Source organism: Leeuwenhoekiella nanhaiensis, assembly GCF_002744755.1.
Lineage (GTDB): Bacteria > Bacteroidota > Bacteroidia > Flavobacteriales > Flavobacteriaceae > Leeuwenhoekiella > Leeuwenhoekiella nanhaiensis.
The window spans coordinates 499,441-523,949 of the sequence record NZ_KZ319288.1 but is presented as its reverse complement, the minus strand read 5'-3'; the positions used below and the strand labels follow the sequence as shown (position 1 = coordinate 523,949).

At 40.1% G+C, this 24,509-nt stretch carries 28 protein-coding genes; 15 read left to right on the top strand and 13 right to left on the bottom strand.

From position 1 onward, the window contains the following. Positions 1-344: 344 nt before the first annotated feature. The gene (locus tag CJ305_RS19725; protein WP_262490565.1) at positions 345-479 is read right to left on the bottom strand and encodes a hypothetical protein; all 135 of its coding nucleotides are present in this window, start codon (positions 477-479) and stop codon (positions 345-347) included. Between the two features lie 113 nt (positions 480-592). On the opposite strand from CJ305_RS19725, the gene CJ305_RS06030 reads away from it, so the two are divergent. After that, positions 593-1,129, top strand: coding sequence for a GyrI-like domain-containing protein (locus CJ305_RS06030; RefSeq protein ID WP_223248807.1), 537 nt, complete (start codon positions 593-595; stop codon positions 1,127-1,129). 220 nt (positions 1,130-1,349) lie between these two features. On the opposite strand, the gene rlmH is transcribed toward CJ305_RS06030, so the two are convergent. Further along, the gene (gene rlmH, locus CJ305_RS06025; protein ID WP_099645340.1) at positions 1,350-1,823 is read right to left on the bottom strand and encodes a 23S rRNA (pseudouridine(1915)-N(3))-methyltransferase RlmH; all 474 of its coding nucleotides are present in this window, start codon (positions 1,821-1,823) and stop codon (positions 1,350-1,352) included. A gap of 216 nt (positions 1,824-2,039) precedes the next feature. On the opposite strand from rlmH, the gene nadC reads away from it, so the two are divergent. From nadC to priA, 4 genes are all read left to right on the top strand, one after another. Next, positions 2,040-2,897, top strand: a complete 858-nt coding sequence (gene nadC / locus CJ305_RS06020; protein ID WP_099645339.1) for a carboxylating nicotinate-nucleotide diphosphorylase — start codon at positions 2,040-2,042, stop codon at positions 2,895-2,897. After that, positions 2,898-3,875 (top strand): YihY/virulence factor BrkB family protein, encoded by a 978-nt coding sequence (locus tag CJ305_RS06015; RefSeq protein WP_099645338.1) that lies wholly within the window; start codon positions 2,898-2,900, stop codon positions 3,873-3,875. Between the two features lie 49 nt (positions 3,876-3,924). Further along, positions 3,925-4,353, top strand: a complete 429-nt coding sequence (locus CJ305_RS06010) for a DUF2147 domain-containing protein (RefSeq protein ID WP_099645337.1) — start codon at positions 3,925-3,927, stop codon at positions 4,351-4,353. Between the two features lie 69 nt (positions 4,354-4,422). Next, positions 4,423-6,876, top strand: coding sequence for a replication restart helicase PriA (gene priA / locus CJ305_RS06005; RefSeq protein ID WP_099645336.1), 2,454 nt, complete (start codon positions 4,423-4,425; stop codon positions 6,874-6,876). A 52-nt stretch (positions 6,877-6,928) separates the two neighbouring features. Here priA and CJ305_RS06000 read toward each other — a convergent pair whose 3' ends face one another. Then, positions 6,929-7,630 carry a LytR/AlgR family response regulator transcription factor gene (locus CJ305_RS06000; protein ID WP_189319396.1) on the bottom strand — a complete coding sequence of 234 codons (702 nt, stop codon included), beginning with the start codon at positions 7,628-7,630 and terminating at the stop codon, positions 6,929-6,931. 206 nt (positions 7,631-7,836) lie between these two features. Here CJ305_RS06000 and rpsF point away from each other — a divergent pair, with 206 nt between their 5' ends. The 4 genes from rpsF to CJ305_RS05980 all read left to right on the top strand — a co-directional run bounded on the left by rpsF (position 7,837) and on the right by CJ305_RS05980 (position 9,577). Beyond that, positions 7,837-8,175 (top strand): 30S ribosomal protein S6, encoded by a 339-nt coding sequence (rpsF, locus tag CJ305_RS05995; protein WP_099645334.1) that lies wholly within the window; start codon positions 7,837-7,839, stop codon positions 8,173-8,175. Between the two features lie 2 nt (positions 8,176-8,177). Further along, positions 8,178-8,477, top strand: coding sequence for a 30S ribosomal protein S18 (rpsR, locus tag CJ305_RS05990; RefSeq protein ID WP_099645333.1), 300 nt, complete (start codon positions 8,178-8,180; stop codon positions 8,475-8,477). Between the two features lie 14 nt (positions 8,478-8,491). Further along, positions 8,492-8,941 (top strand): 50S ribosomal protein L9, encoded by a 450-nt coding sequence (gene rplI / locus CJ305_RS05985; protein WP_099645332.1) that lies wholly within the window; start codon positions 8,492-8,494, stop codon positions 8,939-8,941. A gap of 159 nt (positions 8,942-9,100) precedes the next feature. Continuing rightward, the gene (locus CJ305_RS05980) at positions 9,101-9,577 is read left to right on the top strand and encodes a DUF6495 family protein (RefSeq protein WP_099645331.1); all 477 of its coding nucleotides are present in this window, start codon (positions 9,101-9,103) and stop codon (positions 9,575-9,577) included. Positions 9,578-9,596: 19 nt separating this feature from the next. On the opposite strand, the gene CJ305_RS05975 is transcribed toward CJ305_RS05980, so the two are convergent. Next, positions 9,597-10,838 (bottom strand): ABC transporter permease, encoded by a 1,242-nt coding sequence (locus CJ305_RS05975; RefSeq protein ID WP_099645330.1) that lies wholly within the window; start codon positions 10,836-10,838, stop codon positions 9,597-9,599. Positions 10,839-10,994: 156 nt separating this feature from the next. On the opposite strand from CJ305_RS05975, the gene hisS reads away from it, so the two are divergent. Continuing rightward, positions 10,995-12,365, top strand: a complete 1,371-nt coding sequence (gene hisS / locus CJ305_RS05970) for a histidine--tRNA ligase (RefSeq protein WP_099645329.1) — start codon at positions 10,995-10,997, stop codon at positions 12,363-12,365. Positions 12,366-12,397: 32 nt separating this feature from the next. Here the strand turns inward: hisS and CJ305_RS05965 are convergent, their stop codons facing one another. Then, complete coding sequence (locus CJ305_RS05965) at positions 12,398-13,855, bottom strand: nicotinate-nucleotide adenylyltransferase (protein ID WP_099645328.1); 1,458 nt, start codon at positions 13,853-13,855, stop codon at positions 12,398-12,400. Between the two features lie 109 nt (positions 13,856-13,964). On the opposite strand from CJ305_RS05965, the gene CJ305_RS05960 reads away from it, so the two are divergent. Both CJ305_RS05960 and CJ305_RS05955 read left to right on the top strand, forming a co-directional pair. After that, complete coding sequence (locus tag CJ305_RS05960) at positions 13,965-14,729, top strand: MBL fold metallo-hydrolase (RefSeq protein WP_099645327.1); 765 nt, start codon at positions 13,965-13,967, stop codon at positions 14,727-14,729. Positions 14,730-14,734: 5 nt separating this feature from the next. Beyond that, complete coding sequence (locus CJ305_RS05955; protein WP_099645326.1) at positions 14,735-15,217, top strand: hypothetical protein; 483 nt, start codon at positions 14,735-14,737, stop codon at positions 15,215-15,217. Here CJ305_RS05955 and CJ305_RS05950 read toward each other — a convergent pair. The 7 genes from CJ305_RS05950 to CJ305_RS05920 form a co-directional block, all read right to left on the bottom strand. Beyond that, entirely contained in the window at positions 15,214-15,867 is a 654-nt protein-coding gene (locus tag CJ305_RS05950) for an alpha/beta hydrolase (protein WP_099645325.1), read from the bottom strand. The genes CJ305_RS05955 and CJ305_RS05950 overlap by 4 nt on opposite strands. Before the next feature lies 1 nt (position 15,868). Then, complete coding sequence (locus CJ305_RS05945; RefSeq protein ID WP_099645324.1) at positions 15,869-16,198, bottom strand: hypothetical protein; 330 nt, start codon at positions 16,196-16,198, stop codon at positions 15,869-15,871. Positions 16,199-16,201: 3 nt separating this feature from the next. Then, a complete protein-coding gene (locus CJ305_RS05940) occupies positions 16,202-17,455 on the bottom strand; it encodes a dihydroorotase (RefSeq protein ID WP_099645323.1) in 1,254 nt (417 codons plus the stop codon). Then, a complete protein-coding gene (locus CJ305_RS05935) occupies positions 17,452-19,362 on the bottom strand; it encodes a BatA domain-containing protein (protein ID WP_099645322.1) in 1,911 nt (636 codons plus the stop codon). Before CJ305_RS05935 ends, CJ305_RS05940 begins: the two co-directional genes overlap by 4 nt. Before the next feature lie 40 nt (positions 19,363-19,402). Further along, the gene (locus tag CJ305_RS05930) at positions 19,403-20,611 is read right to left on the bottom strand and encodes a GAF domain-containing sensor histidine kinase (protein ID WP_099645321.1); all 1,209 of its coding nucleotides are present in this window, start codon (positions 20,609-20,611) and stop codon (positions 19,403-19,405) included. 104 nt (positions 20,612-20,715) lie between these two features. After that, positions 20,716-21,507: a TIGR02757 family protein gene (locus tag CJ305_RS05925; RefSeq protein WP_099645320.1), complete on the bottom strand. Its 792-nt coding sequence runs from the start codon at positions 21,505-21,507 to the stop codon at positions 20,716-20,718. Continuing rightward, positions 21,488-22,150: an ABC transporter ATP-binding protein gene (locus CJ305_RS05920; RefSeq protein WP_099645319.1), complete on the bottom strand. Its 663-nt coding sequence runs from the start codon at positions 22,148-22,150 to the stop codon at positions 21,488-21,490. Before CJ305_RS05920 ends, CJ305_RS05925 begins: the two co-directional genes overlap by 20 nt. A gap of 244 nt (positions 22,151-22,394) precedes the next feature. On the opposite strand from CJ305_RS05920, the gene msrA reads away from it, so the two are divergent. Genes msrA through CJ305_RS05905 form a run of 3 tightly spaced genes read left to right on the top strand, consistent with a single transcriptional unit; the run spans position 22,395 to position 23,927 of the window. Then, positions 22,395-22,946, top strand: coding sequence for a peptide-methionine (S)-S-oxide reductase MsrA (gene msrA / locus CJ305_RS05915; RefSeq protein ID WP_099645474.1), 552 nt, complete (start codon positions 22,395-22,397; stop codon positions 22,944-22,946). A 34-nt stretch (positions 22,947-22,980) separates the two neighbouring features. Beyond that, a complete protein-coding gene (folE, locus tag CJ305_RS05910; protein WP_099645318.1) occupies positions 22,981-23,580 on the top strand; it encodes a GTP cyclohydrolase I FolE in 600 nt (199 codons plus the stop codon). A 44-nt stretch (positions 23,581-23,624) separates the two neighbouring features. Beyond that, positions 23,625-23,927 carry a hypothetical protein gene (locus CJ305_RS05905; RefSeq protein WP_099645317.1) on the top strand — a complete coding sequence of 101 codons (303 nt, stop codon included), beginning with the start codon at positions 23,625-23,627 and terminating at the stop codon, positions 23,925-23,927. A 132-nt stretch (positions 23,928-24,059) separates the two neighbouring features. Here CJ305_RS05905 and CJ305_RS05900 read toward each other — a convergent pair whose 3' ends face one another. Continuing rightward, on the bottom strand, positions 24,060-24,431 hold the full coding sequence (locus CJ305_RS05900; RefSeq protein ID WP_099645316.1) for a hypothetical protein: 372 nt from the start codon (positions 24,429-24,431) through the stop codon (positions 24,060-24,062). Positions 24,432-24,509 lie beyond the last annotated feature (78 nt).

The window sequence follows — 24,509 nt, the reverse complement described above, 5'->3', positions numbered from 1 at the left end:
TTTTGGTGCTTTTTATTTTTATTATTCTGATCATTTACTGGATGCTATAAAATACTGTGAATCACAAAATTTAATTCTAATCGAATTGAGTACGCCAGATTCAACGAGTATCAAAAGAAATCCTTTTAAAAGGAATAATAGACCTCCCATAGCTTTTCCCCCTTGGCCCGGAACAGTTTTTATAGATCATAAAGTGCTTATCTGTAAATCAATAGATGACAGAGATGTCCTGATCTGGAGACAAACCTATGCTTCCATCTTTGGCAAGAATCGGTTGAAGTACAAGATCGAAGATGGATTTTAGAATATAGACCATAATTGATTCTAATTTTAACCCGCATATTCTAATGGCCTTTATGCTTAATGTAATACTTTTTAAGTGTTTCCTTATTTTTATCAGCATATCGCACGGCATAATAGCCTATTTGCATAGCTGTGGTAAAAGGAAAAAAGCGTTTGATGAGTTTGTGGCCTTCCATAGTATTTATTTTTTGATCATTCAATATTAGGAGTTTAGAATTAGTCTTTAGGTTAAAGAAAGGCCAAGTTTTAAACTAGTTCTCAATGGTAGACGCAATTGAACAGTTTGAAATTGAAAGAAAATCAGTATTTTACAACTATGACCAATCCTTCTAAAAAATTAACTCCTGAACTAGTCGAAGTGGAACCACGTAAACTCATTGGCAAATGCGTTACCACAACGCTTTCCTTTGATGATACCGCTGCCTTGTGGAAGGATTTTATGAGCAGACATAAAGAAATTGTGAATCGCGTAGATTCCGGGTTTTACTCCATGCAGGTGTATCCATTCGGGTTTAAAGTGGAAGAATTTACCCGGGAAACGGAGTTTGAGCGCTGGGCAGCTGTTGAGGTTGAAAATTTCAACATGGTGCCTGAAGGAATGCAGACTAAGGTTTTGGCTGGTGGACTTTACGCTGTTTTTACGCACGTGGGGCCGGTTAAACAATTTGTAGAAACTTCTAACTACATCTACGCCACCTGGCTTCCACAATCAGATTACCAGCTTGACGATCGGGCTCATTTTGAACGCCTGGGCGAAAAGTACTACGGTCCCGAACATCCCGAGTCTGAAGAGGAAATTTGGGTTCCCATTGAGCGTAAAAGGTGAGGGGTGTTATAAGTTAATTGTCAATGGGGTTTTGATTATTGAGTTATTTTGAGAATTATACAACTACATTTTTTACTTTGCACTAAACGTTTAGCATTCAATATTTATAATCCTATTTTCACTAACTGCCTACTGATACTGCTTACTGTGACTGCCCACTGATACTGCTTACTGTGACTGCTCACTGATACTGTTACTATTAACCATTAACAAATAACAATTACCGGTGGTGGTAAGGTTCATTCCTTAAAATCGTAAACGCACGATACACCTGCTCGGTCATAAAAAGCCGAATCATTTGATGGGAAAATGTCATTTTTGACAGAGATACTTTTCCGCGGGCGGCGGCATAAACCTGAGGTGAGAAACCATAGGGTCCGCCGATTACAAAGACCAGAGTTTTAATCCCGCTGTTCATTTTTTTCTGAAGGTAATCTGCAAATTTTACACTGCTAAAGTCCTTTCCGTTTTCATCAAGCAATAGGAGTTCGTCTTGCGGCTGTAGTTTGTTCAGAATGAGTTCGCCTTCCTTTTCTTTTTGTTGTTCTTCCGAAAGGTTTTTGGTCTTCTTAAGATCGGGAATGATTTCAAATTCAAAGTTCACGTAAAACTTGAGCCGTTTGGTATAAACAGCGATGAGTTCATCCAGATTGCGGTCGTCGGTTTTGCCGATGCAAAGCAGTTTAATATTCATTGGGTAAAAATACTATTTTTCAATTCTTGGGGACCAAGTAAAATGCCTCTTGGCCTGCCTACAAAGTATTCAGAAGAAATAAACTTGAATTTGATCCAGTACTCAAGGGTTATAACTTTTGGTGGAGCAAATAAAGGCTAGACTAGCTTAAATTAGAAAGCGGAATTGTAAATTGAAGATGTGTTTGCATAACTTAGCATCATAAGAAATTTAAAGATGATTACAGAAGCTCAGCTTAATTTAGAGATAGAACGAATTATTGAAAACGCCATCCGTGAAGATGTAGGCCCCGGTGATTACAGTTCGCTGGCCTGCATTCCGGCAGAAGCTACCGGTAAGGCCAAATTACTGGTTAAGGAAGCGGGAGTTATTGCCGGTGTTGCTTTCGCCCTAAAGGTATTTGCATATGTAGATGCAGACTTAAAAACAGAAGTACATATTCAGGATGGCAGCTCTGTAGCCGTTGGTGATATTGTCTTATATGTTAGCGGCAGTTCTCAAAGTATTTTAAAGGCCGAACGTTTAGTTTTAAACGCGATGCAGCGCATGAGTGCAATAGCGACAAAGACCAGGCATTACGCCGATTTGTTAAAGGGCACAGGAACCAAAATTTTAGATACCCGAAAAACCACTCCGGGATTCAGGGCATTAGAAAAAATGGCCGTTAAGATAGGAGGAGGGGAGAACCATCGTTTTGCATTGTACGATATGGTGATGCTTAAGGATAATCATATTGATTTTGCAGGAGGAATTGACAAAGCCATTCACAAAACCCAGCAGTATTTGAGGTCAAATAATTTGGATCTTAAAATCATTGTGGAAGCCCGCGATCTTGAAGAAGTACAGGAAATCCTTGAAGCGGGAGGGGTTTATCGCATCCTGCTTGATAATTTTAATTATGAAGATACCCGTAAGGCAGTTGAGCTCATCGGTGATCAATGCCTCACCGAATCTAGCGGGGGTATCAATGAAGAAACCCTGGTTGAGTATGCAAAATGTGGGGTAGACTATATCTCAAGCGGAGCGCTCACCCATTCGATTTATAATATGGATTTAAGTCTTAAAGCGGTCTAGATGAGCGACGAGTTTGATGACAAGCTGCTTACCATAAAATTTTTATTGCCTGTTGTAAAATGGGCAAAAACGGTCATCATTCCCGGTTTTGAAGGTTTATCCTTATATGACTTTTGGGAACTTTATGCTGTAGGCATTCTCAAAGGGACGTTTGCAACCCGCGCCAGTGCTATAGCCTACAGCTTTTTTATGGCGCTTTTCCCGTTCTTTCTGTTTATTCTTAACCTAATACCTTATGTGCCTGTATCCGGTTTTCAAACCGAATTACTCGGCTTTATAGATCAATTATTACCACCCCAGACTCAGGATTTTTTTGAGCCTATTCTTTTAGATATTGCAGCTAACCCCCGAGCCGGCCTTCTTTCATTTACGCTGATTTTTGCCATTTTTCTTATGGCTAATGGGGTGAATGCCATCTTTACGGGTTTTGAATACAGTTTTCATACCGTTAAAAAGCGCGATTTATTTAAACAGTATGCCGTTGCTTTAGGTGTCTCTTTAATGTTGGCATTGTTGTTGTTAATAGTGGTTATAGGAATACTTTATTTCCAGTTTTCGGTACAGGAATTGAAAAACAGGGATTTGGTATCTGAAAGTTCTTTGACGCTAATTTCACAGCTTGGAAGTTTTCTGGGATTGTTGATTTTGATTTATGGAGTCGTGGCTAATTTGTATTACTTCGGAACGAAAGAAGGTAAAAACTGGAATTTTTTCTCGATCGGAGCCACAGTAACTACCTTTTTATTCATTTTGACAACCTACTTATTTGGTTTATATATCAATAACTTCTCAACGTATAACGAACTCTATGGTTCTCTTGGAGCATTGCTTATTTTGATGGTTTACATCTGGCTTAACTCGAATTTATTGTTGCTGGGTTTTGAACTGAATGCTGCAATGTACCGTCTGAAACGCAGGAGAGATTCAAAAAAAGCAAGTGCAAAAGCTACGTCAGAGATTGAGAATTCTGTAAAATAAGCGTATACTTGTTGCAAGAATACTATAAATTAACCCTTAATTATTAAATATGAAAAAAATAACTGCTTTTTTAATGTTTGCTTTGTTTGCAACTGCCGGGCTTTTTGCTCAAGATGTAACCGGTAAGTGGAAATCTATTGATGACGAGACCGGAGAAGCAAAATCAATTATTGAAATCTATAAGAAAGATGGAAAGGTTTACGGTAAAATCGTAGAAATTCTAAATAAAGATCGTCAGGATGCCAAGTGTACCGAATGCGACGGTGCTAATAAAGATAAGCCGATTCTTGGTATGGTAATTATGAATGGTCTGGAAAAAGACGATGATGAATATAATGGAGGTACCATCTTAGATCCACAGAGCGGAAAAGAATACAAGTGTCTTATAGAACTTGAAAATGCCAACAAACTTAAAGTACGTGGTTATATTGGCTTCTCACTTTTAGGAAGAACGCAGTACTGGACACGCGTTCAATAAGCTGATAAAACACAATAAACAGAAGGCTGTTTTCAATCTTGAAGACAGCCTTTTTTTTATCTTTACCCGGTGTTTTTTGTAGACGTAATCTTACCTATTCCTGTTGAGCAGGCTTTTACCTACCGTATTAGTGAAGCAGAATACAGCTTTATTAAACCGGGTATGCGGCTTGCTGTTCCCTTCGGAAAAAGCAAGGTGTATACTTCCCTTGCTATTCGGGTTCATCGTGAGGAGCCTCGTATTTATGAAGCCAAGGAGATTGAGCAGATTCTTGATGAAACACCTGTAGTTGGCTTATCTCAATTGAGTTACTGGAAGTGGATGGCAAACTATTATATGGCCACCTTAGGTGAGGTTATGCGAGCTGCGCTTCCGGGAGCTTTTCTTCTGGAAAGTGAAACTATTTTAAAACGTACCGGAAATCAGACTTCTGAAGATTTTGATCTTGAGGATGAAGAGGCCCTTGCAATTTTGGAAGCTTTTGAAGGTAAAAGTATTCTTCGTATTAGCGAAGTGATGCAGCTTCTAGACCGTAAAAAAGTACTACCTATTATCAATAAATTGATTGATAAGAATCTGGTAGCACTTGATCAGGAGATCTACGAAGCCTATAAACCGAAGCTTGTAAAATATGTGCGCCTGGCGGAAGCTTATAAAAGCGAAGAGAAAATGCACGAGGCTTTAGATGATTTAGACCGGGCCCCCAAACAGCGCGAAGTCCTGCTTACGTTTTTCTCATTACAGGCTGGCTCTAAAAAACCTGTAAAGACCAAAGAATTACAGGACCGGGCTCAGGCCTCAACTGCACAACTGAAGGCGCTTATTGATAAAGGTATTTTTGAGCTTTATGAAATCCGTCAGGATCGTATTTCTTATAAAGGAGCTGAAGACACGGAAGTTAAAAGTCTAAATGAAGCGCAGGCTGGTGCCCTAGAGGCTATTCAAGAGTCGTTTAATCATCACGATGTCTGTTTGCTTCACGGCGTTACAGCTTCGGGTAAGACAGAGGTTTATGTCAATCTCATAAAGCGGTATCTTGATCAGGGTAAACAGGTTTTATACTTACTTCCGGAAATTGCGCTTACAACCCAGCTTGTTTCGCGTTTGCAGGAATATTTTGGTAATAAATTATCTGTTTACCATTCAAAATACACAGTTCACGAGCGGGTAGAGGTCTGGAATAATGTCTTAAATCAGGCAGATAAAGCGCAACTGATTTTGGGGGCGCGTAGCGCTTTGTTTTTACCCTTCAGTAATCTTGGACTCGTCGTTGTAGATGAGGAGCACGAAAACAGCTACAAGCAATACGATCCGGCGCCACGCTATCAGGCCAGGGATGCCGCTATTGTTTTAGCCCACCAGCAAGGCGCAAAAGTGTTGCTGGGTTCGGCCACACCCTCACTGGAGACTTACTACAATGCCACAACCGGTAAATATGCGCTGGTTGAACTTAAAAAACGGTACGGCAATATTTTAATGCCCGAAAATACAATCGTAGATATTCAGGATCGTCATCGTAAGAAAAAGATGAACGGGCATTTTAGTGAAGATTTACTGGGTGCGATAAATGATGCTCTTGCAGAAGGCGAACAGGTAATTTTATTTCAAAACCGAAGGGGGTATTCTCCGGTTTTAGAATGTAAAACCTGCGGTCACGCTCCCCAATGTCCCAATTGCGACGTGAGTTTAACCTATCACAGACATCGTGAGCAGTTGCGCTGTCACTATTGTGGTTATCATATCGCAATGCTTCAAAAGTGTATGGCCTGCGGAAGCGCGGAGTTAGACACTAAAGGTTTTGGAACAGAACAGGTGGAAGCAGAATTAAAGGAGCTTTTTCCCGATCTCAATATCGGCAGGATGGACTCAGATACCACCCGTGGTAAATTTGGTTTTGAAAAAATCATAACGGCATTTGAGCAGGGAGAGATCGATATTCTAGTAGGAACACAGATGTTAACCAAAGGGCTTGATTTTAGAAATGTCACCCTTGTAGGAATTCTCAACGCAGATAATATGCTTAACATTCCTGATTTTAGGGCTCACGAGCGTAGTTTTCAATTGATTCAGCAGGTTTCCGGAAGGGCTGGCCGTACCCAAAAACGCGGTAAGGTTTTGATACAGAGTTATAATCCACATCACCAGATTTTGCAGCAGGTTTCAGTAAATGATTATGAAGGGATGTATCACGAGCAGCTCGAAGAACGGCATATTTACAAATACCCGCCGTTTTGCCGTCTTATTAAAATCACGCTTAAACATCGGGATTTTCAAAAAATAGAAGAGGCTTCAGCCTGGATGGGACAAGCCCTTAAAAATGTGTTTAACGACCAGATTCTGGGCCCTGAGCCGCCACCCATTTCGCGTATACGCAATGAGTACCACCGTAACATTTTGGTAAAGATTCCCCGAAAGCAAAGTCTTGAAAAAACGAAAAAAGCAATCCTGAAAGTGCGCACCACCTTTTCAAGCATAGCTCAATTCCGAAGTATAAAAATCGTACTAAACGTAGATAACTATTAGGTATAAAAAAATCCCGCGAGTAGCGGGATTTCTAATGTATTCGAGAAGTCTTTTAGTTAGAAAGAGCTTCCATGAGTTTGGTTTTCTTATGTCTGCTTAAAGGAATTTTATCTCCTTCAATCTCAATATTTCTACTGTTGTATTTTTCAACCTTGTCCAGATTGATGATGTACGATTTGTGGATGCGCATAAATCGCTCGGCAGGAAGCTGAGCTTCAAAAGCTTTCATCGTAGAAAGTACAATGATCGGTTCATTGTAGGTCACCAGCTTCACATAATCACCAAGAGCTTCAATAAACTTGAGGTCATTAAGAAAGACTTTTTTCTTTTTAAGATTGCTCTTTACAAAGATATAATCGTCATCCTCGACATTTCCTTCCGTCTTAAGACGGTGCAGATTGATAGCTTTATGCACAGCATTTAAAAAACGATCTTTAGTAAGAGGTTTTCTTAAATAGTCTATAGCATTGTAGTTAAATGCCTTATAGGCATATTTAGTCTTGCCGGTTACAAAAATAATTTGTGGTTTGTGAACCAAATCATCCAGGAGATCAAAGCCGGTAAGAATAGGCATTTCAATATCCAGAAAGATGAGGTCAACCTTGGTTTCCAGCAAACCGTTTTTGGTCTCTATGGCATTGTTGTATTGAGCAGCTAGTCTAAGGTTGGGATGATCTTTAATCATCTTAACAATAGCCAGACGTTGCAGGCTGGAATCATCAACAACAGCACAGTCAAGTATAAGTTCTTCCAAAATTATTTTTTAAAATAATGTTAATACAGACAAATCTAATTAGAATTACGATACAAACCAACTTTTTTGTGTAGTTCATCGATTATTTTATGGAATACGTTTTTTTATTATTGATCTAGCCTGTTTATTATCGAATTAAATGCGCTAACTTTTGTATTTTCTATAATTTAGACTACTTTTGCACTCCTTTTAAATAAACTATAAATATGAATCATTACGAAGCTGTTTTCATTTTGAATCCCGTTTTATCTGATGATCAGGTAAAGGAAACAGTAAAGAAGTTTGAAGATTTACTTGTTTCTAACGGTGCCAAGATGATTTCAAAAGAAGATTGGGGGCTAAAAAAGTTAGCCTACACGATCCAAAACAAGAAAAGTGGTTTCTACCATCTTTTCGAATTTCAGGTACCCGGTGAGGCTATCGCAACATTTGAATTAGAGCTAAGACGTGACGAGCGCATCATGCGTTTCTTAACCGTTAAGCTTGACAAGTATGCAGTAGAGTGGGCCGAAAAACGTAGAAAAAGAAACAAAGAAAAAGCATAGTTATGGCATCATCTATTGAGCAACAAGCAAAAGCTAAAAAAGATGGGGAAATCAGATATTTAACCCCATTAAATATTGAAACCTCTAAGGCAAAAAAATACTGTCGTTTTAAGCGTTCTGGTATTAAGTATGTTGATTATAAAGATGCAGACTGGTTGGCCTCATTTGTAAATGAGCAGGGTAAATTGTTACCTCGTCGTCTTACCGGGACTTCTTTAAAGTATCAGCGTAAAGTGAGTGTTGCTGTTAAACGCGCACGTCACCTGGCTCTTATGCCTTACGTAACTGACTTGTACAAATAAAAACTAGATAAGAGATGGAAGTTATACTTAAGAAAGACGTCGACAATCTAGGATTTGTTGATGATTTAGTAACTGTGAAAAACGGTTACGGACGTAATTACCTGATTCCTCAAGGTTTTGCTATTTTGGCAACTCCTTCAGCTAAGAAGGTTTTAGAAGAAAACTTAAAGCAACGTGCTTATAAAGAGAAGAAGTCTGTTGACGCTGCTAAAGCTCAGGCTGAAAAACTAAACGGTCTTGAAATTAAACTTACTGCTAAGGCAGGTGAGGCTGATAAACTTTTCGGTTCTGTAACTGATGCAGACCTTGCTGAAGCTTTGGCTAAAGAAGGTGTTCAGATTGACAGAAAATTCATCACTATCGCTGGTGGTAACATTAAGCGTTTAGGTCAATACGAGGCTAGCCTTCGTTTTCATCGTGATGTAATTGCAAATCTTACTTTTGACGTTGTAGCAGAAGCTTAAGACTTTTGAATTCTATAGAAAAGCTTCCGTAAACGCGGGAGCTTTTTTTTTGGCGCTGCCGAAAGGTTTTTAAACAGTTCTTATATTAAAGTTTGAATACCTTTCTTAATTTTTTGGACAGCTTAATCCTGTTTTGGTTTTTCGAATAAAATTTTAGTAATGAAATACATAAGACTTACAAAAGAACAACTTGATGAGATGCATCAGGAGTTTATTAATTTTTTAGCAACACAATCCATTACCGCTGAAGAATGGGAGTCTATTAAGCGTGATAAGCCTGATGTTGCAGAGCAGGAACTGGATGTCTTTAGCGATCTTATTTGGGAGGGTGTCTTAAGTAAGGTTGAGTATCTGGAGCATTTTTCGCCTCAACATATGTTCTTATTCAAGGTTGATTCGCTTAAAATCAGTATGATTTCAGTAGAGGTTGAAAATGAAAGTATTGATATCACTACTGCGCAAGGTTATAAATGGCTACAGGAGAACTTTATGAAAGACGAGGTCAATCTGTACAGCTCCAGTAAACTGCTGTCTGATGATCGTAATAATGATATTTTCGTTTTGATCAGACAAGGGGCAAACATTACCCAGGGCGATTTGTACAAATGGTTTGAGAAGTTTGTTGAAGTAGATTAACTACACGACTATTCTCTGTCTATTCATAGCGTAAGGATTCTACAGGGTCAAGTTTTGCTGCTTTTATAGCGGGTAACAGTCCGGCTACGATTGCAACCAGAAGCGTAACAGCTGTAGCAGAAAACATAGCCAGCCAGGGCGTGGTAAAATTAAAATTGGCGACTGTCGAAATCAAAATTCCAATAGAGATCCCTAAGATAATTCCCAGAATTCCTCCAAACTGGCCAATCATTATGGTTTCCATTAAAAACTGACCGGCAATGGTCGTTTTTTTGGCGCCCAGAGCCTTGCGTACCCCAATCTCACGCGTTCGCTCAGTAACAGATACCAGCATAATGTTCATAAGCGCAATAGAAGAGCCTAAGATGGTTATCAGGCTGATTACCCAGGCGGCGATAGAAAGATAGGTGCTTATTTCGCTTATTTGATTGATCAGGTCATCACTACGACCTATGCCGAAGTTATTCTCTTCAACAGGTGCGAGTTTTCTTATATTTCTGAAAGTAATAATAGCTTCATCCAGAGCACCTTCAAAGGCATCTTTATTATCTACCTTGACACTCACTGAATAATTGATATTGGGCTGTGTAAAGAGCGACCGGGCGACCTGAACGGGTATAATTACACGTAAATCCTGATTGTTTCCAAAGGTGGAGCCTTTTTCTTCAAGCACTCCTATGACTTTAAACCGGGAGCCGCGAATACTGATGGTTTTATTTAGCGGATTTACATTTTTGAGTAGTCCGTTTTTAAAATCGCTTCCCAAAATACAGACGCGACTATTATTCTGTACATCAAATTGGGTAAAATCACGTCCCATTGCGAGTTCAAGGCCTGAGTTTTCCAGGAAATTTTCATTAGCACCCACAACTGTTACTTCGGGATCGGTTTCTTCATTTTCAAACTTAACTTCTGCTGTGGTTGTGCCGGTAAAGGATACAGAAACCTGACTCGACGGAAAGAGATAATTCTCTTCAAAGTCTTTTACCTGCGTATAACGAATCACCGGATTGATTTTCTGCTCTTCACCACTTCCGCGTCTGCGTGTAGAAAACTCATACTGCTGAATGTTGAAGGTATTGGCACCCATTGAAGAGAAGTCGCTGCTAATCGTATTCTCCAAGGCTTTTACAAGACTTAATATGGCCACAAGTGCCGTAATGCCTATGGCAATGATTAATACGGTAAGTATGGTGCGCAGCAGTTGTGTACGTATAGAATCAAAGGCAATGCGCACATTTTCACGAAAGAGAGAAAACATAAGTACTAGTTTGTAGCCATAGGTCTGCTAAAGTGCTAAAAAGTTACCGTTTTATAAAATAAAGAAGCGCAAACCCTCAATTTTTAAGATATTTGCAGCCCCCTAAAGGGCGTTAAACAGAAAAATAAATCATTCGCATTTTCAAGATTACTAAAAATGGCTCAAAAACCCAGTATACCAAAAGGAACCCGTGATTTTTCACCGGAAGAAGTATTACGCCGCAATTACATCATCAACACCTTGCGTCATAACTTTGAGTTGTTTGGTTTTCAGCCTATTGAAACTCCGTCTTTTGAAAATAGCAGCACGCTGATGGGTAAATACGGCGATGAAGGCGACCGGTTGATCTTTAAGATTTTGAACAGTGGAGATTACCTGAGTAAAGTTTCGGAGGAAAACTATTCCGCAAAAGATAGCAATGCGCTGACTTCTGAGATCTCCGAAAAAGCCCTGCGTTACGACCTTACGGTGCCGTTTGCACGTTATGTAGTGCAGCATCAAAATGAGATTGAGTTTCCGTTTAAGCGTTATCAGATACAGCCGGTATGGCGTGCAGACCGTCCGCAGAAAGGTCGTTTCCGTGAGTTTTTCCAATGCGATGCAGATGCGGTAGGTTCACAATCCCTGCTTCAGGAAGTGACTTTTGTACAATTATATGATGCGGTTTTTACAGATTTAGGTTTGAAAGGCACCACGGTAAAAATGAATAACCGTAAAATTCTTTCCGGCCTTGCCGAAACCATCGGAGCTTCAGATAAACTGATCGATTTTACGGTAGCTCTTGATAAACTCGATAAAATAGGAGAGGAAGGCGTGATCAACGAAATGCTTTCAAAAGGCATTACTGCTGAAGCGATTGAACGCGTAAAACCCATTTTTAAGGTAAGCGGAAGCTTCTCCGATAAACTTTCCGTTTTAAATGAGTTGCTAGCTGATTCCGAAATAGGAAAACAGGGAATTGAAGAACTGCAATACATCAATGAGAAGATTGAAGCTTTGGGACTTAAGACCGTCACCCTTGACCTGGATGTCACATTAGCCCGCGGACTCAATTACTACACAGGAGCGATTTTTGAAGTCAGTGCACCTAAAGGCGTTCAAATGGGAAGTATAGGCGGTGGTGGTCGCTATGATGATCTTACCGGGATATTCGGTTTGAAAGATGTAAGTGGCGTAGGGATTTCCTTTGGTTTAGACCGCATTTACCTGGTGCTCGAAGAGTTGAATCTGTTTCCTGAGCAGGCGATTAAAGGCACGCGACTGTTGTTCCTGAATTTTGGTGAAAACGAAGCCTTGTATTGTTTAAAAGCCGTGCAAAGTTTACGCGAAGCAGGCATCACAGCAGAACTTTATCCTGATAGTGCCAAAATGAAAAAACAGATGTCTCACGCAGATAAGCGTAACATTAAATTTGTCGTTCTGGCCGGGACTCAGGAAATGGCAGAAGGTGTTTATACCTTAAAAGATATGAAAACAGGCGATCAAAAGCGTCTGGATTTACAGGGGCTTATTGAAGCATTAGCATAAAACAAAACCGGGTCATTGACCCGGTTTTGTTTTTAAGCTTCTTCTTGCTCTACCGCCGGCGGCGTGTAGTCAAACAATCGCTGATCTTTTATTTGCTGTGCGATACCGTTAGGGAGCATAGCTTCCCAACCCGGTTCGCCGTTTGAAATCATTTTGAGTACCTGTCTGGAGAATACATTCAAAATATCGGGGTTATAATCTTCAATATCCACCACACGACCGTTGTATTTAAAGAATTTGTACAGCTCTTTCATACGTGGATGCACCTTCAGGTTTTCGCTGGTAAAGAACTCTCCGGTTTCCGGATCGCGCATAGGATACAGATATACACGTAAATCTTTAAAGAAGAGTTTACCAAATGCTTCCAGGATTCCACCACTGAGGTGACGGTAGTACGACTCGTCAAAAATATCGATCAGGTTATTAACACCCATCGCAAGTCCCATACGTTCTTTGGTATAGCGCGAAAAGTATTCAACCAGTTTGTAATATTCCTGAAAGTTTGAAATCATTACCGTATGGCCCAGATTACAGAGCAGACGGGCACGATCCATAAAATCTTCTTCGTCAATTTCTCCTTCGGCACGTAGATTTGAAAGGGTGATTTCAAAAATAACTTCAGTATTGTCTTCGCTTACCCGATTTTCATTCAGGAAAATCTGAAGCGATTTGCGATACATATCGGTATTTACCTTGGTCACAGGTCTAAAACTTCCGCGCAGCGCAAGAATGTTTTTCTTGTACAGAATTTTAGCGGCCAGCACGTTGTTTCCATCCGGGCCAAACATTACCGCATCGGTAAATCCGTTTTTTACCAGCTGTAAACTCATGAGACGGTTATCAACCTTGGCAAACTCAGGACCGGCAAAATTGATCATATCAATCTCGATCTGATCTTTATCGATATGATCGTATAGGTAGCGCAATAATTTTTTAGGAGAGTCATATTTGTAATAAGCCCCGTAGATCAGGTTTACACCCAGCGTTCCCAGTGTAAGCTGTTGCAAACGTGCGTCCGTTTCGTGAAAACGCACGTGCAGGATAATTTCATTAAAATCACCGCCCGGCTTGGTTTGGTATTTTATACCTACCCAACCGTGGCCTTTGTATTTTTTTGCAAAATCTATAGTCGCAACGGTGTTGGCGTAGGTGAAATAGATTTTGTTAGGATGTTTTTCACGGGAAATTCGGTTTTCAAGCAGATTAGTCTCGTGAGCGAGCATCTTTTTGAGGCGGGATTCCGTTACATAGCGCTGGTCTTCTTCAACTCCATATACTGCATCACTAAAGTCTTTGTCGTAAGCAGACATCGCTTTGGCGATGGTACCGCTGGCCCCTCCCGCTCTAAAAAAATGCCTTACGGTTTCCTGACCTGCACCTATTTCGGCAAAAGTACCGTAGATGTTTTCGTTAAGATTAATTCGTAGGGCTTTATTGTTGATCGAAGGGATGTTTTCAAACTCTTTGTCACCTTGAATCGTGATAGGCATAGCGCTTAGTTTTTGGGTGAGTACTGGTCGTTTTATTGATGGGTTAAAGATACCAAAATGGTAGGGCTTAGAAAAAATAAAGTGTAGTTTTGTGTTAAATTTCACAGGTTTGAAAATCACGTTTCTCGGTACCGGAACATCTCAAGGAATCCCCATTATAGGCAGCACGCATCCCGTTTGTAAAAGTGATGATCCTCGTGATAGGCGTTTGCGTGTATCGGCACTTATTGAACACGATGGATTTAATTATGTAATTGATTGCGGGCCAGATTTTAGACAGCAAATGCTTCGCGAAGAGGTAACGCATCTGGATGCTTTACTTTTTACACACGAGCACGCAGATCATACTGCAGGTCTTGATGACATTCGGCCTTTTTTCTTCAGACAGGGCGATATTCCTATATATGCGCATCATCGGGTTGTAGGCGAACTCAAAAAACGCTTTGATTATATTTTTAAGACCGAAGACCGCTATCCCGGAGCTCCTGCTGTAGCGATTACTGAAGTGGTAAATAATGAATCATTTGACCTGAACGGTCTTAAAGTACAACCGGTAAATGTAATGCATGCTGATCTTCAGGTTTTTGGTTACCGTTTTGAAAATCTGGCTTATCTCACAGACGTCAAAACGATTGCTGAAGAAGAAAAAGCAAAGCTCAAGAACCTCGATGTTTTGGTAGTTAATGCACTCCGGGAAGAACCGCATTATTCGCATTTTAATCTTGAAGAAGCATTAGATTTTGTTGCCGAAATCAAACCGAAAAAAACCTATTTCACCCATATTAGTCACCTGCTTGGTTTTCACGCAGAAGTAGAACAGAAGCTTCCTGAAAATGTGCATTTGGCTTATGACGGGTTAACCTTAGAATTATAAGTAGTATGCGCCGTAGCATTTTTATGTACCTCTTTCTTTTCGCTGCTTTATGGATTGTCTTTCAGTATGTAAATGCCAGTAAATCGTATGATAATCAGCAAGATAAAATAGAACGTCTGGAGGCTAAGTTGGCAGAAGCAAACGATTCTCTTGCCTCAATTGATGTGAATGCCAGTCGTTATTTTAAACTAACCGGTAACGAGAATGCGTACGATTATTTTGATCGCTTTGGGGTAGATATTATTGATTTGGAAAGCCGAATCGAAACCGCGCTGGTTTCAAAAAATTCAACTTCAGGGAATGATTTAATTCCTTACGAAAATGCCACCGGGGTTTTTCAAATCAATAAGGTGGAAGTGCTCAATCACAAATGGGTAATTGCCGATTTTAGCGATGGTGCCCGTTGGGGTGAGCTGATCTTGCTTTATGATGTGGAAAAAGACGGAAGCATCCGTTTTGAAACCCTGCAGAGTGTGATTTATCCTTAATGCTTCAGTAACCAGTCGCGCAGATCGTAAAAATTTTGTGGAGCCACACCATGTCCTACGGGATATTCACGCAATTTGCCTTCAATTCCCAGTTTTTCAAGATACGCGGGTACTTTCCGCGCAGCGCTAACCGGAATAACCTGATCTACGCTCCCGTGTGAACTAAAAATTGAAAGATGTTTGTAAGCACTCAAATCCGATTTTGGCTCTGTAATAGCCTCATTGACATAGCCGCTAAGACCAATTAAATTCTTTACCTTTTTAGGATAGGTGAGTGCCACCGCATAGCTCAAAATACAACCCTGACTAAAGCCGAGCAGGGTCACGTTTTTAGCATCCAGCTCGTAAGCTTCTACCGCTTCATCTATAAATTTCACGAGCAGGTCACGTGCTGCCAAAGCCTCTTCGTCGTCAGACCATTTGCCGTCTGTCGCATCCCAATGAATGGTGTACCAGGCATTGCCATAGGGTTGCATAGCCAGTGGTGCTTTCGCAGAAATGATGAAATACTTTTCCGGCAACTCGGGAGCAAAAGAAAACAAGTCCTCTTCATTGCTTCCATACCCGTGTAGTAACAGAAGCAGAGGTGGTTTAGAATCGGTTTGTACTTTAGGTTTTTGTATAAGGTGTTCTAGAGATAAATTGCTCATATTATTCTATAAAGGTGAACCATTTTTGAAAATACGTTCCAAGAAGTGGTATCGGTATGATGTTGCCTTGAAATGCATTAGCGATTCCATAGCCCCAAAGTGTAATGATAAAAATGTAGAAAGCGATTGAAACTCCCCAACTGTCAAAAAACGGAACGATAAACGTAAGCGCAAAGAAGGTTACGAATATTCCAAAAGCCTGCCTGATGTGAAATCGTGCAAAGGGATTTTTTGTTTCGAGATTCATAAAAATCGCTATGATAGCACCAACAACGGTGATGTAGGCGATTATAGCTTTGGTTTTTCCGGATTTTACGTCTTCTGCTGTCATATTTTACGACGCTATAAATTGATTTTTGGCTATAATACCATAGACTTTTCCTTTCAGTTCTGAACCTAAAAACGCAGCATTCTTAGATTTGGAACGGATGTGTTCTTTGGTAAAGATCTGAGAACCCTCAGTCGTAAAGAGCGTTAAATTGACCGGCTCACCGGTTTTAATCTGAGCTTTATTACCGGTAAATCGTTCTCTTCCATTGGTAAGTGTTTTTACAGCTACTTCAGGGGAAACAAGTTGGAGCAGGGCTCCAAGCGTTGCTTCCTGAGCAATCGTGCCAAATCTGGCGTGATCAAATTCGAGCTTTTTCAACTCAATATCCAGCGGATTGTGGTCACTGGTCACCATATCAATGGTACCGTCTTCAAGACCGGCGATCAGCGCTTTTCGGTCCTCATTGGTACGAAGCGGAGGCAGTACTTTAAAGCGGGTGTCAAAATCGTTTAGGGCATCATCTGTAAAAAATAAATTGCTTATCGCAACGCTGCAGCTTACATCAAGCCCTTTTTCTTTTGCCGCTTTTATCAACGCTACGCTCTGCGCCGTTGAGATCGTAGGGATATGAAGTTTTCCGCCTGCGTATTCCAGTAAATACAAATCCCTTGCAATTTGCAAATGCTCTGCAAGAGCAGGTATACCTTTTAGACCCAGTTTAATCGCAGTTTCACCTTCATTAGCCATACCCTTGATGACCAAATCATCTTCCTGCGGAAAGGATAAAACAAGACCATCAAAACCCTGAGTGTACTGAAGCGCCAGCTTTAATAAATTGGGATTCTTTACGGCGTGCTGATAATCTCCAAAGGCCACCGCACCGGCCTGCTGCATGTCATACAATTCAGCCAGATCTATCCCGTCTCCATTTTGGGTAAGGGCGCCAATAGGGTAGAGGTCTACCGCGTGACCAGCCGATTTATTTTTTAGATAACTTATTACCGAACTATCGTCAGCTACCGGTTTGGTGTTGGGATTTACGGCAACTGCAGTAAATCCGCTTTTTGCAGCGACTTCAAGTCCGTTTTTGAGGGTCTCGCGTTCTTCATACCCGGGTTCACCCATACTCACACTAGAGTCAAACCAACCCGCAGAAACCATGAGGTTTTCAAACTCAAGAGTTTCTTCGCCACTTTTAGCAGAAAGCGTTGTTCCTATTTCAGTAAGCGTCCCGTTTTCTATGCGTAGATCCACTTTTTTACCGTGGAGCTCGTGATGTTCGTCAAGAAGTGTGGCCTGGACTATGCGTGCGTTCATTTAAAGAATTTTAAGATGAGCATTTCAGCGAGAAATGCAAACAGTGCAAAAATAACAAACCATTTGGAAAGAAGATTAAGATTTGAAGCTTCCTGAAGCTCATTTATAAGACCTGCAACTTCTTCTGAGGTTTGATCATTTGCGAAAGTTTGTTCGCTAAGTTTACTTTCTAAGCGGTTGTAATTATAGGCGACGAGCGCCAAAGTATCCTGCTTGTATTTTAATGCGTACACACCAGCTTTGTTAAGTCCGGGGGTTTCTGAAATTGTAATTTTTGAACCGCGTTTTTCCTGAAGCGGAATGATTTGAGCATCTTCACGCTCAAGAACTACTACCGCGTCCTCAGGTAGATCGGCTTCAATTTCGAAAGCAGAATCGGCACCAAAAGTATAATACAATCTTGGGGCCTTTAAAGCTTCGGAAGCAATCTTATCAAAAGTGGGTACGATAAGCTGACCGTTAATAAAATTGCTGTTTGCTGTGCTTAGCGCGCCTGTAAAAACGTAAAGTCCATTTCGCGCAGCGAGAAAAGCGGCTCCATTCTCCAGACCCAGAATGCTTTCGCTGCTGTTGAGCGGAAAATAAGACTGCAATACGTGAGACTGCAGGTTTGAGGTTCTTCCGCTAAAGACATCCTGATAAAGTGGGTGATCGTAATTTATAGTTGTAATGCGTTGTGCAGCTGTGTTTTTTTCGCCAAATGGCGCAAACCCATACGCGCCAAGTAAGGGGGTGTAGACTTCCTCTCGGGCATCAGCCGAAGGAATCAAAATCAAAGTTCCGCCCTGAGCGGTATGCGTCTGAAGCAGGTTGACCAGTGCCGAAGGAACGCTATTCAATTCATTTAAGATAATCAGGTTTTGATCTGCTAACATACTATAATCCAACTCTGTTGACTGAACCACGCTAAGATCATAGTCAGGAGCACGAAACAGACGGTTAATGAAATCAGAATCGGCATTGGCAATGGCTAAAACCTTTAATGGTTTTTGCGCGCCGGTGGCAAAATAAAACTGATTGTCATAGGTAAGATTTGGGTCTTCGATACTTAGTTTTCCTGCTATTGGACTCTGATTTTCAAGACTGAAGGAAACCGAAGCCGTATCTCTGTTTTTAAAGTTAGCTGTAGCCTTGGTAAGCAGTTGATTTCCATTGTAAACGGATACCGGAACCTGAGTCTCAAGTGGCACTGAAGAAGATAAGGCAACACTAAACTTTAGAGTCGTTGACTGCATTTCAGAACTCAGACTGTCAATAGCAATATTAGTGTATTCTACCGGCTTAAGTTGTACGTTATGAATCGTTAATCCCGTTGAGTCTTGATCTTTAAGAGGTTTTAAGCTCTGAAAGTCACTCAATACTATTAACTGCTTAGTGGTTGTGAGATCGTCTGAAAACAGGGACTGCAACTGCAGCATCAGATTCTCCTGAGATTTTGTTGCAGCAGCATATTCTAAATCCAATAATTCTGAACGGTCTTCGGCAGGATCAAAGTCTGTATATACTTCATCCCAGGTCGCAAGCGTAAGTGTTTTTCCCTTAGGTAAAGCAGCGATTAAATCCTGCTTAATTTCATTCAGAAGGCTTCCCTTTTGGCCTTTAGCCTGCATACTGAAGGAATTATCAATAAATAAGACCGTTTCCTGTTTTTTTAGGGCGGTCTCGGTCTCCGGAATAAAAGGTCGGGCAAAAGCAAAAACGACACCTGCAATAGCTAAAAGTCTGGTAAATAGAATGAGCCATTTTTTTAGCGTGTTACTCTTTCGGGTATTTTGTACCACATTTTCTAAAAAAACAACATTGGTAAAAGCTGTTTTTTTAAAGCGTCGCAGCTGAAATAAATGAATAAGAATAGGAATTAGCAGTAAAAAAAGGAAGTAGAGAATTTCGGGATTTTTAAACTGCATAGAGCGGGCAATTGACAGGCCTAAATTAGGAGTTTTTAATTTAGGAAGATACTTTTTTGATCGTAAAATCAAAGGTTGCGCCTTTTCCCTCTTCGCTGCTAACACTAATAATTCCGCCAAGGCTTTGAACCAGGTTTCTAACGGTTGAAAGCCCTATACCATTACCTTTTTTTCCTTTATTATCTGCTTCGGTAGCTGTACTGAATAAATCAAAAATGCTTTCCTGCTTATCTTTTGGTATTCCCTTCCCATTATCAGATACCTGAATGTAGTAATAGGCGTGATCCTGAGTACATTTTATGTTTATAATACCGGTTTCCTTGTCGTTATATTTGAGACTGTTGGTAATTAAATTCAGCAAAATCTGGTTGACGGCAGATTTGTTAGTTACCAGCTCGAAAGGGTTTTCGGGCAGGTTGATGATGTAATCTTCGTTTATATTTAGAAGGTCTATGAGCTCTTCTAAAAGATCCTGCAGTTCAAAAGCCTCAGCTTTTTCAATAGACTGCTCCTCACTCTCGTAATAAGAGAGCAGGTTGTCAATATAATCACTCAATGAAAATGAGGATTGTTTGAGGTACGATAAATAGTTATTACCCTGCGTATCGAATAGCGGAGCGTATTTGGCTCTTAAGATATCTGTAGTAACGATCATATTGGCCAGAGGCATTTTCATATCGTGAGAAACAGTGCCTGCAAACTTTCGCAATTGCTCATTCTTCTTCTGTAGTAAAAGCTCAATTTCAAGTAATTTGAGATTGTTTCTACGCAACTCAAAAAGGTTTTCTACCTGGCTTGCCAGGTCACGAAGTGACGCTATCTGCGAATCTGTAAGTGTTCTTGGTTTACTGTCTATTACGCAAAGCGTACCCAGAGGATTTCCTTTTTTGGTAAGCAAAGGTACCCCTACGTAAAAAATCACGGGAGTTTCCTCTTTCGTGAGCGGGTTGTTCATAAACCGCGGATCTTTACGCGCATCATTGACAATCGTAATTTCTCTTGGATTTAAAATTGCATGGGAGCAGAAGGAAATATCGCGGTCTGTATCGCAAATATCTGTACCTATTTTTGATTTAAAATACTGCTTTTCAGAATCTATAATTGTGATTAGCGCAATAGGTGCATTACATATGGAGGAAGCCAGACGGGTAATAACATCATAGTTAGCATCAGGCTCGTGAGAGAGCTGAAGTTCTTCCAGTTCAATAAGGCGTTCAGATTCAAAAGTAGGTAAAGCCGGTATTTGCATGGTATTGGTTGGTTTAAAAGCAGGTCACCTCTTTCTAAAATTATGCCACAGAATTTAATTAGAGCCATACTGACACATTTTTCTTTGAAATTTGTGTTTTAGGCCTAAAATAATTCCTTTTCAAAGGCACTTAGGCCGAATAGGGCAAAATCATATTTTACAGGGTCTTTTGGATCAAATTTTCTGAGATTCCTGTCAAGTTCAGCTAAAGCTGAGGCATCGTTTTGTTTCCGCTTTAATAATCCCAATTGTCGAGCTACTCTGCCTGAATGCACATCAAGCGGGCAGGAAAGCAGGGCAGGAGAGATGCTTTTCCAAATCCCGAAATCTACTCCGGCATCAGCAGGGCGTACCATCCATCTTAGAAACATATTGATGCGTTTTGCTGCTGATTTCTTTAAAGGATCGCTTACGTGTTTGCGCGTACGCGGAAGATGGTCAACTTCAAAAAACCGGTTTTTAAAATGATGTATGCTGGTCTGCAAATTTTTGTTTTCAATAGTGTTACTAAAAACGGATTCTAAGCCATCATATTTTAAATAAATATGTCTAAGAGCTGTTATAAAGGTCGAAAGATCTTCCCCATTAAAGGTTCGGTGTACAAAAGTTTGCAGCGGTTTTAGATCATCCTGAGAATGATTAATCACAAAATCGTGAGGATTGTTTTCGAGAAACTCAACCAGCTTATTGCTGTTTGTGATAATACTTTTACGATTACCCCAGGCGATTGTGGCTACCAGAAAACCAATGATTTCGATGTCCTCTTTCTTGCTGAACCGATGTGGAATCTGAATGGGATCTGTTCCTATAAATTTTGGATTCTCGTAATAGTTGGCCTTTTCGTCCAGAAATTCTTTAAGCTCACTTCTTTTGAGTTTAAGAGATGATTTTGCCATCTACCATAGTAAGTTTGCGATCTGCCATTGCAGCAAGATCTTCGTTATGCGTTACGATTACAAAGGTCTGATTGTACGTGTCGCGAAGTTTGAAAAATAATTGATGCAGATTTTCTGCAGACTCGCTGTCCAGGTTTCCGGAAGGTTCATCAGCCAGTATCAGTGCGGGTTCATTGATTAAAGACCGGGCTACAGCTACTCGTTGCTGTTCGCCGCCAGAGAGTTGTCCGGGTTTGTGGTTTATACGATGTGATAAGCCTAAGAAGCCTAGAAGCTCTTTGGCACGTTTTTCAGTCTCTGCTTTGCTCTTTCGGGCGATAAATGCCGGAATGCAGACATTTTCAAGTGCAGTAAACTCAGGTAAAAGCTGATGGAACTGAAAAATAAATCCAATATTCAGATTGCGGAATTTACTCAGTTCCTTCTGGCTTAGTGCCGGTATGTTTACATCATTAATGCGCAAATGGGTATCCTGATGACGGTCTGCGATATCAAGAGTACCGAGTATTTGCAATAGGGTTGTCTTACCCGCGCCGCTGGCACCTACTATAGACACAATCTCTCCTTCAGAAATTTGTAAATCTACTCCTTTGAGTATTTGTACATCTCCGTAGGATTTATATATATGTTCTGCTACAATCATCAGCTAGATGTTTATTAGGAAATCTGTCGTGCGATATCAGCTTAGTAAGTTCAGAAGATGCTAAACGACTTAACTTCGGCTATTCAAACCGCTTTTTATTTTGGTGCCAAAGATACTATTCGGCATAATAATTAAAGATGTATATGCGGTTTTTATACTATTTTGTTTAATCTTTTGAAGAAATGTATTAACAAAAGGTTAAACTCGTTTTAACCTGTTAATGAGATTTTATCTTTGTTTAGCTATGAAAAGAAATTTAGTTAAGGCTACGTTCGCCAGCGGTTGCTTCTGGTGTACGGAAGCTGTATTTCAACGATTTACCGGAGTCTATAATGTGCGTAGCGGTTATACCGGTGGTCAGATTAAAAACCCACCCTATCGCGAGGTTTGCCAGGGACGTACCGGTCACGCAGAAGGCATTGAGCTTGAGTATGACCCCAGCCTTATTTCCTATAAAGAATTGCTCCAGATATTTTTTACCACACACGATCCTACAACTTTAAACAGACAGGGTAATGATGTGGGTACGCAATACCGAAGCGCTATTTTTTATCATGATGAGAGTCAAAGAAAAGAGGCTGAAGGTTTTATAAAATATCTTGAAGAGGAGCAGATCTTTGATTCTAAAATAGTAACCGAGGTGACGGAAGCTAAACCTTTTTACTATGCGGAAGAAGAGCACCAGGAGTTTTATAATAATCACCCCTTACAGGGCTATTGCCAGTTTATAATAGATCCTAAAATCAATAAGATTAAAAAGCTGTATCAGCATAAATTATTGCCCGAATACCGTTAGGATCTCGCCTCAATAAAATTTAAAACCAAAAATTATGTCACCCTATCAAAAATTTGAAGAGTATAACATCGAAGTTCAGGAAGATGTTAAGGCCCGTTATAAATCTATAATCGCTGATTTGGGCGAAGACGTAGATCGGGAAGGAATAGTTAAAACTCCTGAGCGCGCTGCAAAGGCCATGATGTATCTAACCAGTGGTTACGATGTAGATGCTTCCGAAATTTTGAGAGGCGCCATGTTTAAGGAAGATTATAACGAAATGGTAATCGTTAAGAATATTGAGTTGTATTCGCTTTGCGAGCACCATTTATTACCTTTCTTTGGAAAGGCGCACATTGCCTATATTCCAAATGGTCATATAGTTGGTCTAAGTAAAATACCCCGTATTGTCGATGTATTTGCAAGGCGTCTTCAGGTTCAGGAGCGTCTTACACATAATATCTTAGAGTGCATTAATCAAACTTTAAAACCTCAGGGTGTTGCAGTGGTGATTGAAGCTTCACATATGTGCATGATGATGCGCGGTGTTCAAAAACAAAATTCAACAACTACCACTTCAGGATTTAGAGGGCAATTTGAAAATAATGAAACGCGTAATGAGTTTCTTAAATTAATATCAAACGATCTGTCTTAAACTTTGGCAGGTTTTTTGGTACTCATATTGTAAAAACTAAGACTATGAGAGTACTTAATTATAACTTACTATTTAAAGGAATTTTATTTGATCTAATAGGTGTGGCCACGATGTCAATACCTGTTGTAGGTCCTTTTTTAGATCTGGCCTGGGCTCCTTACGCTGCTAAAAAAATGGGCGAAATGTATCCCGGCAGAAACGGAAAAATAGCTTCGGTATTGGTTTTTATTGAGGAAATATTACCATTTACAGATATTATTCCATCATTTACATTGATGTGGGTGTATACCTTTCTCATCAAAACCGAAAAAGATGTACGAACAATACCCATTCGGGTGAAAAATTAACAGAGTAAAAAAGATGCTAATTAGCATCTTTTTTTTGGTTCGGCCAGAGGGTTATACTATGTTCAGGCTTCTTTTGAAATAAAGTCTTTGTGTTCGTTGAAAGCAAAGTGACTTTCTATCAAGATAGTTTAATTAGTCAGGCTTTATCTGTTGTGTCATCCACTTCATAGCTTCAGATTGTGTTTCAAAAATACCAAAAAGCTTTTTGTAGAATTGCCCCTCCAGTTCTGCATTTCCCTTGCCCACTTTAGAATAATACACAACGGCAAAAGCCTTCAGAGATTCAACTTTATTCAGTTCCAAATAAATCAACGGATCAATACTGTAGGAGAAGGTTCTAACAGAAATATAACCGAAGGGCTTTTCTTTAAAGTGTTCTAAACAGGCTTTTAAAAATAGTAAACGTTCCTTTTGACCAAAATTTACATCAGGGTTAACCAAACCAATTACAAAATGATCATAGAATTCTAAAATTCCAATTTCTAAATCCAAACGTGTAGTCATTCTACCTCATTGTTTTCTTATGATTTGGCTTTATGAAATTACATAAAAAAACCGCCTAAATGGCGGTTTTTAAATTTT